Annotated in this window: 11 protein-coding genes; 3 read left to right on the forward strand and 8 right to left on the reverse strand. The window is 73.0% G+C overall.

Annotation, left to right across the window (positions count from 1 at the left end; all coding sequences use genetic code 11):
- Positions 1-20 precede the first annotated feature (20 nt).
- Positions 21-1,442, forward strand: coding sequence for a lipase maturation factor family protein (locus B100_RS0106135; protein WP_024883562.1), 1,422 nt, complete (start codon positions 21-23; stop codon positions 1,440-1,442).
- Here the strand turns inward: B100_RS0106135 and B100_RS0106140 are convergent.
- The 3 genes from B100_RS0106140 to B100_RS0106150 all read right to left on the reverse strand — a co-directional run bounded on the left by B100_RS0106140 (position 1,385) and on the right by B100_RS0106150 (position 6,071).
- Entirely contained in the window at positions 1,385-2,428 is a 1,044-nt protein-coding gene (locus B100_RS0106140) for an aldo/keto reductase (RefSeq protein WP_024883563.1), read from the reverse strand. The two genes, B100_RS0106135 and B100_RS0106140, sit on opposite strands and share 58 nt — an antisense overlap.
- Before the next feature lie 69 nt (positions 2,429-2,497).
- Positions 2,498-5,512, reverse strand: a complete 3,015-nt coding sequence (locus B100_RS0106145) for a glycoside hydrolase family 38 N-terminal domain-containing protein (protein WP_024883564.1) — start codon at positions 5,510-5,512, stop codon at positions 2,498-2,500.
- 127 nt (positions 5,513-5,639) lie between these two features.
- Entirely contained in the window at positions 5,640-6,071 is a 432-nt protein-coding gene (locus tag B100_RS0106150; protein ID WP_024883565.1) for a DUF3291 domain-containing protein, read from the reverse strand.
- 87 nt (positions 6,072-6,158) lie between these two features.
- On the opposite strand from B100_RS0106150, the gene B100_RS0106155 reads away from it, so the two are divergent.
- Entirely contained in the window at positions 6,159-6,818 is a 660-nt protein-coding gene (locus B100_RS0106155) for a MerR family transcriptional regulator (RefSeq protein ID WP_024883566.1), read from the forward strand.
- Between the two features lie 221 nt (positions 6,819-7,039).
- Complete coding sequence (locus tag B100_RS0106160) at positions 7,040-7,435, forward strand: VOC family protein (protein ID WP_024883567.1); 396 nt, start codon at positions 7,040-7,042, stop codon at positions 7,433-7,435.
- 10 nt (positions 7,436-7,445) lie between these two features.
- Here B100_RS0106160 and B100_RS0106165 read toward each other — a convergent pair whose 3' ends face one another.
- The 5 genes from B100_RS0106165 to B100_RS0106185 form a co-directional block, all read right to left on the reverse strand.
- Positions 7,446-7,928, reverse strand: a complete 483-nt coding sequence (locus B100_RS0106165; protein ID WP_024883568.1) for a GNAT family N-acetyltransferase — start codon at positions 7,926-7,928, stop codon at positions 7,446-7,448.
- 61 nt (positions 7,929-7,989) lie between these two features.
- Positions 7,990-8,163 carry a hypothetical protein gene (locus tag B100_RS36345; RefSeq protein WP_106966952.1) on the reverse strand — a complete coding sequence of 58 codons (174 nt, stop codon included), beginning with the start codon at positions 8,161-8,163 and terminating at the stop codon, positions 7,990-7,992.
- A gap of 414 nt (positions 8,164-8,577) precedes the next feature.
- Positions 8,578-10,071, reverse strand: coding sequence for an SDR family NAD(P)-dependent oxidoreductase (locus B100_RS0106175; protein ID WP_024883569.1), 1,494 nt, complete (start codon positions 10,069-10,071; stop codon positions 8,578-8,580).
- A gap of 104 nt (positions 10,072-10,175) precedes the next feature.
- Complete coding sequence (locus B100_RS0106180; RefSeq protein WP_024883570.1) at positions 10,176-11,603, reverse strand: wax ester/triacylglycerol synthase family O-acyltransferase; 1,428 nt, start codon at positions 11,601-11,603, stop codon at positions 10,176-10,178.
- 766 nt (positions 11,604-12,369) lie between these two features.
- Positions 12,370-14,220 (reverse strand): glycoside hydrolase family 3 protein, encoded by a 1,851-nt coding sequence (locus tag B100_RS0106185; RefSeq protein WP_024883571.1) that lies wholly within the window; start codon positions 14,218-14,220, stop codon positions 12,370-12,372.
- Positions 14,221-14,488 lie beyond the last annotated feature (268 nt).

The raw sequence follows: 14,488 nt of genomic DNA on the forward strand, positions 1-14,488 counted from the left end.
GGAGGAAGGAGCGTGCGGACGTGGAGTGGTTCGGCGCGTCCGACTACTGGCTGAGCCGGCTGGTGTTCCAGAAGGGGCTGGCGGCGCTGTACCTGGTCGCGTTCCTGACGGCGGCACTGCAGTTCCGCGCGCTGATCGGGGAGCGGGGCATGCTGCCGGTGCCGCGTTTCGTGGAGCGGGTGCCACTGCGCCGCTCGCCCAGCCTCTTCCACTGGCACTACTCCGACCGCTTCTTCGCCGGCTGTGCCTGGGCGGGGTGCGCGGTGTCGGCGGCCCTGCTGGCGGGCGCCGACGCGCTGGTGCCGCTGTGGGCGGCGATGCTGCTGTGGCTGGTGCCGTGGGCGCTGTACCTGTCGATCGTCAACGTGGGGCAGACCTGGTACGCCTTCGGCTGGGAGTCGCTGCTGCTGGAGGTGGGGTTCCTCGCCGTCCTGCTGGGGAACGACGAGGTGGCGCCGCCCTTGGTCGTGCTGTTCCTGCTGCGGTGGGTGCTGTTCCGGGTGGAGTTCGGGGCCGGGCTGATCAAGATGCGCGGCGACGAGTGCTGGCGCCGGCTGACCTGTCTGGACCACCACCACGAGACCCAGCCGATGCCGGGGCCGCTGAGCTGGTTCTTCCACCGTCTGCCGAAGCCGCTGCACCGCGTCGAGGTGGCGGCCAACCACGTCACCCAGCTGGTGGTGCCGTTCCTGCTGTTCGCTCCGCAGCCGGTCGCCTCGGTGGCCGCCGCGCTGATGATCGTCACCCAGCTGTGGCTGGTGCTCTCCGGCAACTTCGCCTGGCTGAACTGGGTCACCGTCGTACTGGCCCTGCCGGTGCTGTCCCTGCCGTCCGATCCGCCGGCGGTGGACGACGCCCCGCTCTGGTACGTGGTGGTCGTGCTCGCGGTGTCCGCGCTGCTGCTGTGGCTCAGCCGGCGGCCGGTGCGCAACATGCTGTCCCGCCGCCAGGTGATGAACCGGTCGTTCGACCCACTGCACCTGGTCAACACCTACGGGGCGTTCGGCACCGTCGGCCGGGTCCGCCACGAGGTGGTCGTCGAGGGCACGTCCGACGAGGTGCCCCGGCGGGACTCCGACTGGCGCGAGTACGAGTTCAAGGGCAAGCCGGGCGACCCCCGGCGCTGGCCGCGCCAGTTCGCCCCGTACCACCTGCGGCTGGACTGGCTGATGTGGTTCGCCGCCCTGTCCCCCGCGTACGCCGGTCCGTGGTTCGGCGCGCTGGTGGAGCGCCTGCTGGAGAACGACCGGGACACCCTGCGGCTGCTGCGCCGCTCCCCCTTCCCCCCGGACCAGCCGCCGCGCCACATCCGCGCCCGCCTGTTCCGCTACCGCTTCACCACCTGGCGGGAGCTGCGCGAGACGGGCGCCTGCTGGGAGCGGACCTATGTCCGCGAGTTCCTGCCGCCGACCCGGCTGACCGGGCCCGCGCGGAAGCCCTGACAGGCGGCCGGGGCCGACGCCAGCAGGCCGCTTTCGCGCAGCTCGTCCCACAGGGCGGCGGGGACGGTCTCCGTGAACCGGTCGGCGCCGTCGTGGACCTCGGCGGCCGAGCGGGCGCCGACCAGGACACCGGCGACCGCCGGGTGCGCGGCGCAGTGGGCCAGGGCGGCGGCGCGCAGCGAGGTGCCGTGCCGCTCGGCGGTCTCCTTGATCCGCAGGGCGCGTTCGAGCAGGGCGGCGGGGGCCGCCGCGTAGTCGTACGTGGCTCCGGGCCGCGGGTCGGCGAGCAGGCCGGAGTTGAAGGCACCGCCGACGACGACGGACACGCCGCGTTCCCGTGCGGCGGGCAGCAGGTCGGCGGAGGCGGAGGCGTCGAGCAGGGTGTGGCGGCCGGCGCACAGCACCACGTCGACGTCGGTGTCGCGGACGAAGCGGGTGAGCATCGCGGTCTGGTTCATGCCGGCGCCGATGGCCCGGACGACGCCCTCGGAGCGGAGCTTCTCCAGCGCCGGGTAGCCCTCGCGGAACGCCTGCTCCTCGTGGTCGTCGGGGTCGTGCAGGTAGACGACGTCCACGCGGTCCAGACCGAGGCGTTCCAGGCTCGCCTCCAGACAGCGGCGCACGCCGTCGGCGCTGAAGTCCCAGACCCTGCGGTGGGTGGCGGGCACGGCGAACGCGTTGGCCAGGTCGTCGCCGCCCGCCTCGGACGGTTCGAGCCGGCGGCCCACCTTGGTGGACACGGTGTACGCGTCGCGGGGCAGGTCCCGCAGGGCGGCGCCCAGGCGGCGTTCGGCGAGACCGAGTCCGTAGTGCGGGGCGGTGTCGAAGTGGCGGATGCCACGCTCCAGAGCGGCACGCACCGTCGCGTACGCGTCCTCCTCGGCGACCTCGGTGTACAGGTTGCCGATGCCGGCGGTGCCGAGGGCCAGCGGGGTGATCCCTACGCCGCTGCGGCCGAGTTCCCTGAGGGCTCCGACGTCGCTCATGCCGGGTCGCTCCTTGTCGTACGGGGGGGGTTCACCGGGGCGGGGTGCCGCCGAGCATACGGGCCCGGGTCAGGCTCGCTTCAGCCGCAGGGTCGTCAGCTGGAACGGCCGCAGCCGCACGGTGATCCGCCCCTCGTCCACGGCGGGCGGGGGCGGGTCCGCGAGGGGGCGTTCCAGCAGGTCGGTGACCTCCACGCCGGCGACCGGGAAGGCGGCGGTGAGCGTGGCCCGCGCGCGGGCGCCGTGCGCCTCGTGGAAGCGGACCACGACGTCGCCGCTGCCGTCGTCGGCCAGCTTCACCGCCGTGACCACGACGGAGTCCCGGTCGACGGTCACCAGGGGCGCCACCTCGCCGGCCCCGGTGAGCCGCCGCTCGGGCAGGTTGACCCGCCAGCCCTCGCGTACCGCGTCCCCGACGGACGCCCCGGGGACCAGCGCGTGCCGGAAGCGGTGCACTCCCTGGTCGGTCTCGGGGTCGGGGAAGCGCGGGGCGCGCAGCAGGGAGACCCGGACCGTGGTGGTGGTGCCGCCGTCGGCGCGGACCGTGCGCGTCACATCGTGGCCGTACGTGCCGTCGTTGACGACCGCGACGCCCCAGTCCGGCTCCTGGAGATGCACGAAGCGGTGGTTGCACGCCTCGAACTTGGCGGCCTCCCAGGAGGTGTTGGTGTGGGTGGGGCGGTGGAAGTGCCCGAACTGCGTCTCGGAGGCGTAGCGGTCGGCGTGCAGGTCGAGGGGGAAGGCGAGCTTGAGGAACTTCTCCGTCTCGTGCCAGTCGACCTCGGTGTCCACCACCAGGCGCTTCTCCCCCGGCGGCAGCGACAGCACCTGCGTCACCCGGGAGTCGCCGAAGGTGCGGACGATCCGCACCGAGGCGCCGTCGTCGCCGGGGGTGACCTCGTCCGCGTCGGTCAGGTCGGTGACGGTGTTGCGGTAGAACGCGTCGACGTCCCAGGCGTCCCACATGTTCGGCAGGTCGTGGTGGAGCTGGAGCAGGTTGCCGGGCCGTCCGGGGGCGACGGTCTCGCGGTCGGCCTCGACGTCGTGGACGGAGTCCACCAGGCCCCGGGCGTCGACGGCGACCCGGAGCAGGCCGTTGTCCAGGACGTGTCCGCCGCCGGGGCGGTCCTCGCGGGTCGTCCGGCCCGTGGCCTCGGCCGGGCGCGCGCCGCCCGCCGGGACGCCTGAGCGGGGGTGCGGGGCCGCGTTGAAGACCAGCGGGAGCGTGCCCTCGCCGGCCAGGGCGCGCTGGGCGGCGTCGACGATGCCGTTCAGTTCGTCCGCGATCCGGGCGTAGGTGGCGCGGGCCTCGCGGTGCACCCACGCGATGGAGGAGCCGGGCAGGATGTCGTGGAACTGGTGCAGCAGCACCGTCTTCCAGATCCGGTCCAGGTCCTCGTACGGGTAGGGGAAGCCGGTGCGCACGGCGGCCGTGGCGGCCCACAGCTCGGCCTCCCGGAGCAGGTGCTCGCTGCGGCGGTTGCCCTGCTTGGTGCCGGCCTGGCTGGTGAGGGTGGCACGATGCAGTTCGAGGTACAGCTCGCCGACCCACACGGGCGGTTCGGGGTTCTCCGCCTCGGCCTTCGCGAAGAACGCGGCGGGGGTCTCCCAGGTCACCGTGGCCGACCCCTCCAGGTCGCGGAGCCGGGCGGCCTTGGCGACCATCTCACGGGTGGTGCCGCCACCCCCGTCGCCCCAGCCGGTCGGTGCGAGGGAGTGCCGGGCGGCCCCCTTGTCCTTGAAGTTGCGTACGGCGTGGGCGATCTCGGCGCCGCGCAGGGAGCAGTTGTAGGTGTCGACGGGCGGGAAGTGGGTGAAGATCCGGGTGCCGTCGATGCCCTCCCAGCGAAAGGTGTGGTGCGGGAAGCTGTTGGTGCGGGACCAGGAGATCTTCTGCGTGAGCAGGTACTTCGAGCCGGCCGCCTTGATGATCTGAGGCAGGCCTGCGGCGAAGCCGAAGGTGTCCGGCAGCCACGCCTCGTCGTTCTCGACGCCGAACTCGTCGAGGAAGAACCGCTTCCCGTACACGAACTGCCGGGCCATCGCCTCCGATCCGGGCATGTTGGTGTCGGACTCCACCCACATGCCGCCGGCCGGCACGAACCGCCCGTCCGCCACGGCCTTCTTCACCCGCGCCCACACCTCGGGCCGGTGCTCCTTCACCCAGGCCCACTGCTGGGCCTGCGACATGGCGAAGACGAAGTCGGGCTCGTCGTCGAGGAGCGCGGTCATGTTGGCGGCGGTGCGGGCGACCTTGCGTACGGTCTCGCGCAGCGGCCACAGCCACGCCGAATCGATGTGCGCGTGCCCGACCGCGCTGATCCGGTGCGCGGACGGCACGGCGGGAGCTGCCAGTACCTCGGTGAGCCGTGAACGGGCCCGCCGCGCCGTGCCGTTGACGTCCTGGAGGTCGACCGCGTCCAGGGCGTGTTCGACGGCGCGGAGGATGTCCCAGCGGCGGGGCGAGTCGACCGGCAGCTCGGCCATCAGCTCGCCGAGCACCTCCAGGTCGGTCACCAGGTCCCACACGGTCTCGTCGAGGACGGCGAGGTCCGTGCGGGCCAGGGTGTACTGCGGTGCGCCGCCCGCGGTCTCCCGGTCTCCCAGCGATGTCGGTGCGAAGGGGCGGTAGCCCATGATCACGGGGTTGGAGGCGGCCTCGATGTGCAGACGCACCTCCTCCATGCCCTGGACGGGCGCCCCGATCCGCACCCACTGGTTGCGGGGGTTGAGGCCCTTCACGGGGGTGCCGTCGGGACGGTAGACCAGTCCCTCGCACTGGAAGCCGGGCATGTTCTCGTCGAAGCCGAGGTCGAGGACCGCCTCGACGGTCCGTCCGGCCCACGCCTCGGGCACGGTCCCGGTCACCCGGAACCAGCTGGTGCCCCAGGGCGCGCCCCAGCGGGTGCCGACGGTCACCGGCTCGACGTCGGCGGCCAGCCCCTCGGCGACCGGGACCGGCTCCCCCGGTGCGTGCCACACCGCCACCTCCAGGGGCACGGAGTCGGGGTACACGGCGGGACGGATGCGCTCGTCGAGCACACGCCTGAGGCGGGCCTCGACCAGGGTGCGGTCGTCATGCATACGGCGCTCCATGGGTGTGGCCGGTTCGCTGCCGGACGGAGGACCCGCCCCGGGGAAGGGACCCCCGGGGTAACTCCCCTCTCACGGCCCCCGCGAACCACCGCCCGCCCCGCCACCGACCTGGGGTTCAGTGGGCGCCGGGTGTGGCTCCGCGCTTCTCCGCGTCGGCGCGGGCCTGCTCGTCGATCCGGCGTTCGGCCTCGTCCCAGTCGATGGGGAGCGCCTGGACGGGCACCTCCCAGAAGGTGAACGTCGACGTCCGCATCGTCGCCCGCAGGCCGGTCATGACGCTCTTGTGCGGTTCGGCCCGTGCGTAGGCGTACAGCGCCTCGCGGCTCTCCCACGCGGACAGGGTGAGGAAGACCCTGCTGAACGGCCGGGCGACCAGGGAGGCCCCGAGCGCACCGGGCGCCTTGCGGACCTGGCCCCAGGCGGCGAAGGACTTCAGAAGGAAGCGCGGGACGTCCTTCAGCGACCGCACCTCGAACCGGGAGGCCATGACGACGGCGCGCGTGTCGGGCCGTGCCGGGTTGGGTGTGACCCAGGGAAGAGTAGGCACGATAGTCTCGCCTCCACAGTTGGTGAGTAGCACTATCTATATTAGACAGTGCCACTACCCAATCGCTAGAGGATTGCGGGAACGCACGTGAGAATCTCGGAACTGAGCCGCCGCAGCGGGGTGCCCAACGCGACGATCAAGTACTACCTGCGCGAGGGACTGCTGCCGCCCGGCCGCGCCACGGCGGCGACCCAGGCCGAGTACGACGAGTCCCACCTGCGGAGGCTGCGCCTGATCCGCGCGCTGACCGGTGTGCGCGGGCTGTCCGTGGCCTCGGCCAAGCAGGTGCTGGACGCCGTCTCCACCCACGGTGACGACACGCACCGGCTGCTGGGCATCGTCTTCGGTATCTGGCCGTCCGAGGCGGGCCGGCCGGAGGCGCGGGCGGACGACGGGACGCCCGGTCCGAGCCCGGAGGCCGCGGCCCTGGTCGATGCGATGGGCTGGTCGGTGTCGGAGCACAACCCCGCCCGGCAGGTCGTCGACCAGACCCTGCGGACGCTGCGCGGCCTGGGCGTCGACTACGACTGGCGGGCGCTCCTCCCCTACGCCGAACTGGCCGCGCGCACCGCCCGGTACGACCTGGACCGCCTCGAGACGGTCACGGACCCGCTGGAGAAGGCCGAGCAGGCCGTCCTGCTGACCTTCCTGCTGGAGCCGGCGCTGATGGCCCTGCGCCGGCTCGCCCAGGAGGACGAGTCGACCACGCGCCACGGCCCCGACACGCCCCCGCCCGGCCAGGGGTGAACGGCCCCTCAGCCCGATTCCCGTTGCCGCGAACGGTGTTGCGGAACTAGTGTCGGCCCCGTGACTGCCGGGTCGGCCTCAGGCCTTACGAGAACGGTGCTCCCGGCTCCGGAGTGAGTCCGGGGCGGGCGCGGGCGCCTCCGCCGTCGGTCGTTCCTTCCGCCCGCCGCGCTCCACGCCGGCGGGGAGCGACGAACCGACCCCGGAGACGAGAGACAGCCATGTCCACAGCACCGCACGTCCAGTTGAACCACACCGCCGTCTACGCCCGTGACCGCAGGCGCTCCGCCGAGTTCCTCGCGGGGATCCTGGGGCTGGAGGTGGGGGCGCCGTTCGGCCCGTTCCTCCCGGTCGACCTGGGCAACGGCGTGACCCTCGACTACTACGAGAAGCGGGACGAACCCGTGCAGTCCCAGCACTACGCGTTCCTGGTGCCCGACGAGCGGTTCGACGCGATGATCGCGCGCCTGGAGGCGGCCGGGGTGACGTACTACGCCGACCCGCCGCACACCGAACCGGGCCGGGTGAACACGCTCTTCGGCGGCCGGGGCGCCTACTTCGACGACCCGGACGGCCACAACATGGAGATCATGACCCGGCCGTACGTCCGCCCCTGACGGGGTCCGGTCACAGCGGCCGGTACATGATGTGCAGCCCCACGCGGCCGTGCCGGGGGTGGCCGAACGCCTCGGGGACCGTACCGAGGACGGTGAACCCTAGCGAGGTCCACAGTGCCACGGCGGGGTTGGTCTCGACGACGGCGTTGAACACCATGCCCCGGTAGCCGGCGTCGCGCGCCGCGGCCAGCACGTGCTCGGCGAGGAGCCGTCCGACGCCCCGGCCGGCGTGGTCGGGGTCGACCATGAAGCCGGCGTTGGCGACGTCCCGGGCGGGTCCGCCGTAGTTGGGGGTGAGGTAGGCGGAGGCGACGACGGCCTGGGCGTCGTCCTCGACGACGTACACCTGCTTCGCGGGGCTCATCCACAGGGCCCGGGCTGCCTCCTCGGAGGTGCCCGGGTCCCAGGTGTAGGTCTCGCCCGCGGCGACGATGCGGTGCCAGAACGGCCAGATGCGCGGCCAGTCGTCGGGGCTCGCTTCCCTGATCAGCATGGACGCGAGTCTGGCACGCCCGCGGACGGGGGTGCGGGTGCGGGTGCGGGGATGGGGTGTGTCAGTCGACGCTGGGGAGGATGTGCGGCTCGGCGAGGTCCTCCTCGTAGCCGGCGAGGCGGATCGGGGCCGAGCGGGCCCACACGTCGAGGCTTCCCAGTTCCCCCGGCCGGCGGCCGGAACGCTGCGTGCGTTCGTCGGGGCGCTGTTCGAGTTTCGTCTGCTCCGGTGTCACCGCGCACTCCTTATGTGTCGGTCACCCTCGGGACGTACTGCGTCGGCCCTGTGCCTGCGCACGCCGTCCGATCGGGTCTGTGTCCAATGCCGTCGGACGCGGTGGCGCCGGTCGTTCGAGGGAGAGCAGGCCGTGGTGAACCGGCGGTCCCATGACGGATCGTGGGTGCGGGTAGGACCCTTGCTGCTGTCCGTCCGACTCAGATTAACCAAATGAGCGGCCCCCTGCTCGATGGGGCTGGAAACTGGCTGTAACAATCACATGACGGATCGCCCATCATCAGGGGCTATTTCCGGGCACGTCGTGACAGACTGCACAAAGAAGCTCACTCGATCGGAGTACACGAGTGCCGATGTGCCGGACAAGTCCGGACGGCCGGGGCGCCGTTCGGCAGTCCCCGGCCGTCCGCGCGGGTCACCAGCGGCCGGGCGCGTAGTCCTTCAGGAACACCCCGTACAGGTCCTCGCCCGCCTCGCCGCGCACGACCGGGTCGTACACCCGGGCCGCGCCGTCGACCAGGTCGAGCGGGGCGTGGAAGCCCTCCTCGGCGAGGCGCAGCTTGTCGAAGTGCGGGCGCTCGTCGGTGATCCAGCCCGTGTCGACCGAGGTCATCAGGATGCGGTCGGCGTCGAACATCTCCTGCGCGCTGGTCCGCGTCACCATGTTCATGGCCGCCTTTGCCGCGTTGGTGTTGGGGTGGCCGGCGCCCTTGTAGCCGCGGGCGAACACGCCCTCCATCGCGGAGACGTTGACGACGTAGGCGCGCTTCGAGGACGAGCGGCGGGCCGCCTCGGCCATCGCCGGGCGCAGCTTGCTGATCAGGATGAACGGCGCCGTGTAGTTGCACAGCTGGGTCTCCAGCAGCTCCACCGGGGAGATCTGCTCGATGGTCTGCACCCAGGTGTTGGAGTCGACGACGTCCGGCACCAGACCGCCCGCGTCGATGGCGGTACCGTCGCGGTGCCGCTCGACGCTGGCGTTGCCCGCGACCAGGGCGAGGTCGGCCACCGCCTGGGCGTCGAGGCCGCCGACCCCGGCGGGCAGCGCGGTCAGCCCGTCGACCGCGCCCGAGTTGAAGGCGCCGATGACGTGGTGGGCGGGCAGCTCACCGGCCGGCAGCGGGGCGCTCTCACCCTCGACGAGCGCGGCGTACGCGGAGGGCAGCCGGCGCACGGTCTGGGTGGCGTTGTTGATCAGGATGTCGAGCGGCCCCTGCTCGGCGACCTGGTCGGCGAGCGCGACGGCCTGGCCCGGGTCGCGCAGGTCGATCCCGACGACCTCCAGACGGTGCATCCAGTCCCCGGAGTCGTCCATGGCCTTGAACCGGCGGATGGCGTCCTTGGGGAAGCGCGTGGTGATCGTGGTGTGGGCGCCGTCGCGCAGCAGCCGCAGCGCGATGTACATGCCGATCTTGGCGCGCCCGCCGGTGAGCAGCGCCCGCTTGCCGGTGAGGTCGGCGCGGGCCTCGCGCCGCGTCCGGTTCTCGTCGGCACACGTCGGGCAGAGCTGGTGGTAGAAGTAGTCGACCTCGACGTAGCGGGTCTTGCACACGTAGCAGGAGCGGGGGCGCTGGAGTATCCCCGCGATCCGGCCCTGCTCGACGCGGGAGGAGGGCAGGATGCCCTCGGTCTCGTCGTCGATGCGCTCGGCGGAGCCGGTGGCGGTGGCCTCGGTGACCGCCTTGTCGTGCGCGGTCTTGGCGGCCCGGCGCTCCTGGCGGCGGCGCTGCTTGACCGTGCGGTAGATGTGCGAGGTGGCCCGGCGGACCGCGATCGCGTCCGGGTGGTCGACGTCGATGCTGTCGAGTTCCTCGAGCACGCTCAGGCAGACGGCCAGCCGCTCCGGGTCGATGCCCGGCCCGTACGCCACCTCGTCCGTGGTCCCGGGGCCGTCCTGTGTCACCGTCATCGCCGCTGCCGTTCCCGCTTCGGTTCGCGCGGCGCTCCGTTCGCGTCCGCTGTCGAACGGGGGATTTTACGGAGCGCCGGGCCGCAGCACCAAAACCGCTGCGCTCAGTGAGCGCAGGCCACGGTGAGTGCCGACACCTCCTCGGTCACCGCGCGGGCCAGCCGGTCGAGGTCCTCGACCGCCGCACCGTCGGCGACCAGGCCGTAGTGGACGCGTCCGCGGTAGGTGGAGACGGCGACCGCCAGGGAGTGGCCGGGGGCCAGCGGGGCGAGCGGGAACACGGCGCCGAGCGGGTCGCCGCCGAGCCGCAGGCCGAAGCCGGGCAGCGGCACGCTGGTGACCAGGACGTCGAACCAGAGCCGGGCCGCCTGGCCGAGCAGCGGCCCGCCGAGCCGGTGACCGAGCGGCGGCACGTGTTCGGCGAGCAGGGCGACGGCGCCCGCGCCGCGGTGCGGGCCCGCCTCCTTGTTGCGGTCCATGGCGGTGCGTACCCGGCTGAGCCGGGCGAGCGGGTCCCGCTCGTCGACCGGGAGCTGTATCAAGTACCCGGACAGCCGGTTGCCCTGTGGGTGGGCGGTGCGCGGGCGGCGGCGGGAGACGGGGACGAGGGCGCGCGGGGCGACGCCGTCGCTGCCGTCGCCGCGTGCGTCGAGCCAGCGGCGCAGCGCGCCGGCGACGACCGCGATGAGGACGTCGTTGACCGTGCCGCCCGCGCTCTTGCGGATGCGGTGCACGTCGTCGATGTCGACGACGACACCGGCGGTGCGGCGGGTGCCGCTGGGCGCGCAGGTCAGCGCGGGCGAGGAGCGCATGTCGAGGGTGGACCTGGCGACGGCGGCGCCGATGTCCAGGGCCCTGCCCGCGTCGGCGAAGGCCTCGCGCACCAGGCCGGGCACCTCACGCACGTCGGGGACGAGTCCGCGGGGCGGTTCCGCGGGGCGGGGGCGGGGCGTGGGCAGGTCCATCGGGTCCATCAGCGCGGCGGCCAGGGTGAGGGCGCGCAGGCCGTCGGCGAGGGCGTGGTGGAACTTGAACAGGACGGCGAAGCGGGCGCCGTCCTCCCCCGGCAGCACATGCGCCTCCCAAGGCGGCCGGGTGCGCTCCAGCGGGTGTCCCATCAGCTCGCCGGCGGCGGCGTGGAAGTCGGCCGTCGCCGGGTGCAGCCGGACGTGGTTCAGCGGGTCGAAGCCGGGGTCGGGTTCGCGGGTGGCGCCGCCGAAGGCGAGGGAGCGGCGCACGGCGGAGGCGAGCGGCCTGCGCAGCGCGGCCGTCAGCGGTTCGCCGGTGGCCGGCCAGGTGCGGCTCGGCGCGGACAGCGACCGCCGCAGGCCGAGCGGCTCCCAGGTGTCCCGGATACGCATGCGCAGTCCGGGGACGGCGGCCGCCCGGGCGGCCAGCAGGTCCGTCGCGTGGGCGGCCGCGGAGGGCGATCCGGCCGTGAAGACTCCGAGCGCCGCGAGGTGCATCGGATGCCCGGCGGACTCGATGTTCCAGAACGCCAGGTCCAGGGGGGCGAGCGGGTCAGCGGTCATGAACGGCCTCGCGTCGACGTCGGGAACGGATCAGCAGTCAATCGCTCCCGGCCGATTACGGTCAAGTACGATCTGGCTACACATAGTTAACAGCATGTGACGTCTCCGCCCCTTCTGCCACTACGGCAGAAGGGGCGGAGACGTCAGTGACAGCGAGGGCTACGGCGGCGTCACGCCCGTCCGGCGGGGCGACGGACGCCACCCGGACGCACGCCACCCGGACGGGCGCCCCCCACCGCCGGAGCCGGTCATTCGGCGGCCGGGCAGCCCGCGGGGCGGGCCCGGGAGGCGTCCCGGATCAGGTCCCGCTGTGCGGCCCGCACCCTCGGCACGTCGGGCTTCATCACCCGACGGTCGTAGGTGAGCAGNGATCACCGTGCCCCCACCCGTGTCGATGCGTGCCGGCCCCAAGGACGGGAGCCGTTCTCGCGCATCCACGTTATGCAGACCTGCCGCCCGCGAGCGGCCGGACATTGCGCCCGGCCGGGCGGTGGTCGGACCTCTGATCAGCGTCTCCGACGGCACCCCTCGGACCCGGTGACACCACCCCCCAGGTCATCCCATCGACAGGGGGCAACAGTCATGCCGGGCCCGGAGGCCAGCGGCCCTCTTGCAGGACCGCGAAAAAGATAACGGGGTGTGCGTGCGAGCCGCGGAGCTCCTGCCCTGCCCGGTCGTGGACCTCGTCGAACCGCTCCGGAGCCGGCGCACGTCACCCTCGCACCGGCCGCCTGCCGGTGCGAGGGTGAGGTGGCGTTCGCGGCTGTTAGTACGTCAGCCCGTACCCGACCGGGTAGAGCGCCGTGGCCGGGTCGTCCGCGCGTTGCACCGGCACCGGCAGCGTGCCGCGCGGGCGGACCTTGCCGGCGATCGCGCGGGCCGCCGCGCGCACCTCGACGTCGGTCCAGGAGTACGACGCGAGGAACGCCTTCACGCCGGGCAGGTGGGCCACGTCGTACGGGTTGCGGATCGCCACCGCGACGACCGGCTTCCCGGTCGCCAGCAGCTGCTCGACGAGCGTCTTCTGGCTGCTGGCCGCGGTGACGTTGTACGTCCCGACGACCACCGCGTCCACGTCCCCGGCGGCCGTCACGGCCTTGGCGATCGTCGCCGCGGAGGGAGCCGTGCCGGTGGACAGGGCGGTCGCGGTGAAGCCCAGCTCCGTCAGGGCGTCCGCGAGCACCCCGGTGGGCGGGCCCGTGGTGCCGGAGGGGGAGGCCGGGTCGGCGCCGACCACCAGCACCTTGGGCGTGCGGCGGCGGGACAGCGGCAGCAGCCCGCCCTCATTCACCAGCAGGGTCGTGCCGTGCTCGGCGATCCGGTCGGCTGCGGCCAGGTGCGCCCGGGTGCCGACGGTGCGGTCGACGCCCGCGTGGCTGACGTACGGGTCGTCGAACAGGCCCAGGCGGGCCTTCAGCCGCAGCACACGCAGGATCGATTCGTCGAGCCGGGACTCCGTCAGCTCCCCTTCCCGCACGGCCCGCAGGACCGCGTTCCACGCGACGTCCAGGGACGGCGGGTTGAGCAGCTGGTCCACGCCGGCCTGGAGCGCCAGCACCGGCACCCGGTCGTCACCGTACTTGGTGCGCACCCCCTCCATGCCGAGGGAGTCGGTCACCACGACGCCGTCGTAGCCCAGTTCCTCGCGCAGGATCCCGGTGAGGATCGGGCGGGAGAGGGTGGCCGGGTCCTCCGACGGGTCGAGCGCGGGCACGACGATGTGCGCGGTCATGATGGAGTCGATGCCCGCGGCGACCGCCGCACGGAACGGCGGCGCGTCCAGCTCCTCCCACTCCTCGCGGGTGTGGTGGATCCACGGAAGCGCCTCGTGGCTGTCGGTGACCGTGTCGCCGTGCCCGGGGAAGTGCTTGGCCGTGGCCGCCACTCCGGCCGACTGGTAGCCCTTCACCTCGGCCGCGACGAGCCCGGCGACGGACGCGGGGTCGGAGCCGAAGGAGCGGACGCCGATGACGGGGTTGGCCGGGTTGACGTTCACGTCGGCCACGGGGGAGTAGTTCTGCCGGATGCCCAGGGCGTGCAACTCCCGTCCGGCGATCCGGCCCAGGTTGCGCGCGTCGGAGCGGGAGCCGCCCGCGCCGACGTTCATCGCGCCCGGCAGCAGCGTCGCGGGCTCGCCCACGCGGGCCACGATGCCGTGCTCCTGGTCGGTGGAGATCAGCACGGGCAGACCGCGCGGGAGCCCCAGGGAGGCCTTCTGGATGCCGTTGGACAGGTCGGCGATCTGGTGCGGGTCGCGGGTGTTGTGCGCCCAGGCGAAGTAGATGATGCCGCCGACCCGGTACTTGGCGACCAGCTCGGCGGCCGTACGCACCCCGATCTCGTCGAGGTTGGCGTCGATGTCGGCCTGGTCCGGTTCGGTGGCGGAGTGGCCGTAGACCCGCATCACGAACAGCTGGCCGACCTTCTCCTCCAGCGTCATACGGGAGATGAGGGCGCGCAGCTTTCGGTCGTCGGGGCGGTGCGTGCCGGTGGCCGCGTGGACGGTGCCGCCGGCCGCCAGGACGGAGGTGACGCCCGCCGTCGCGGCGAGGACGGTACGTCTGGACGGACGGGCGGTGCTTGCCGTGCTGCCGGTGCCGGGGCTGCTGTCGGGCACGTGCGCTCCTTTGGGAGGTGATCCGCGGGGGGCCGGGGATCCGCTGAAGGAAACTGCCAGGAGGTCACCAATATCCGGGAAGTTTCTGCCAGTCAAGGGCATGTGCAGCAAACGGAAGGGCCGTCGTCGGCGCGGCGGGAGGGGGGCGGCGCCGACGACGGCGGGCCACCGGGCCGGGGTGCGGTGCTGAGGGGGGTCAGCGGTCGCGGCGCGACCACCCCGGGGGGACTCGTCCGGCAGCCTGCCCCTGGGACGTACGAGGGCGGCC

It is taken from the genome of Streptomyces sp. CNH189 (assembly GCF_000527195.1).

What these genes read in the sequence shown, in the direction of transcription:
- B100_RS0106140 (WP_024883563.1), bottom strand. Translation starts at nt 2,428, where the DNA reads ATGAGCGACGTCGGAGCCCTCAGGGAACTCGGCCGCAGCGGCGTAGGG.
- B100_RS0106145 (WP_024883564.1), bottom strand. Translation starts at nt 5,512, where the DNA reads ATGCATGACGACCGCACCCTGGTCGAGGCCCGCCTCAGGCGTGTGCTC.
- B100_RS0106160 (WP_024883567.1), top strand. Translation starts at nt 7,040, where the DNA reads ATGTCCACAGCACCGCACGTCCAGTTGAACCACACCGCCGTCTACGCC.
- B100_RS0106165 (WP_024883568.1), bottom strand. Translation starts at nt 7,928, where the DNA reads ATGCTGATCAGGGAAGCGAGCCCCGACGACTGGCCGCGCATCTGGCCG.
- B100_RS0106175 (WP_024883569.1), bottom strand. Translation starts at nt 10,071, where the DNA reads ATGACGGTGACACAGGACGGCCCCGGGACCACGGACGAGGTGGCGTAC.
- B100_RS0106180 (WP_024883570.1), bottom strand. Translation starts at nt 11,603, where the DNA reads ATGACCGCTGACCCGCTCGCCCCCCTGGACCTGGCGTTCTGGAACATC.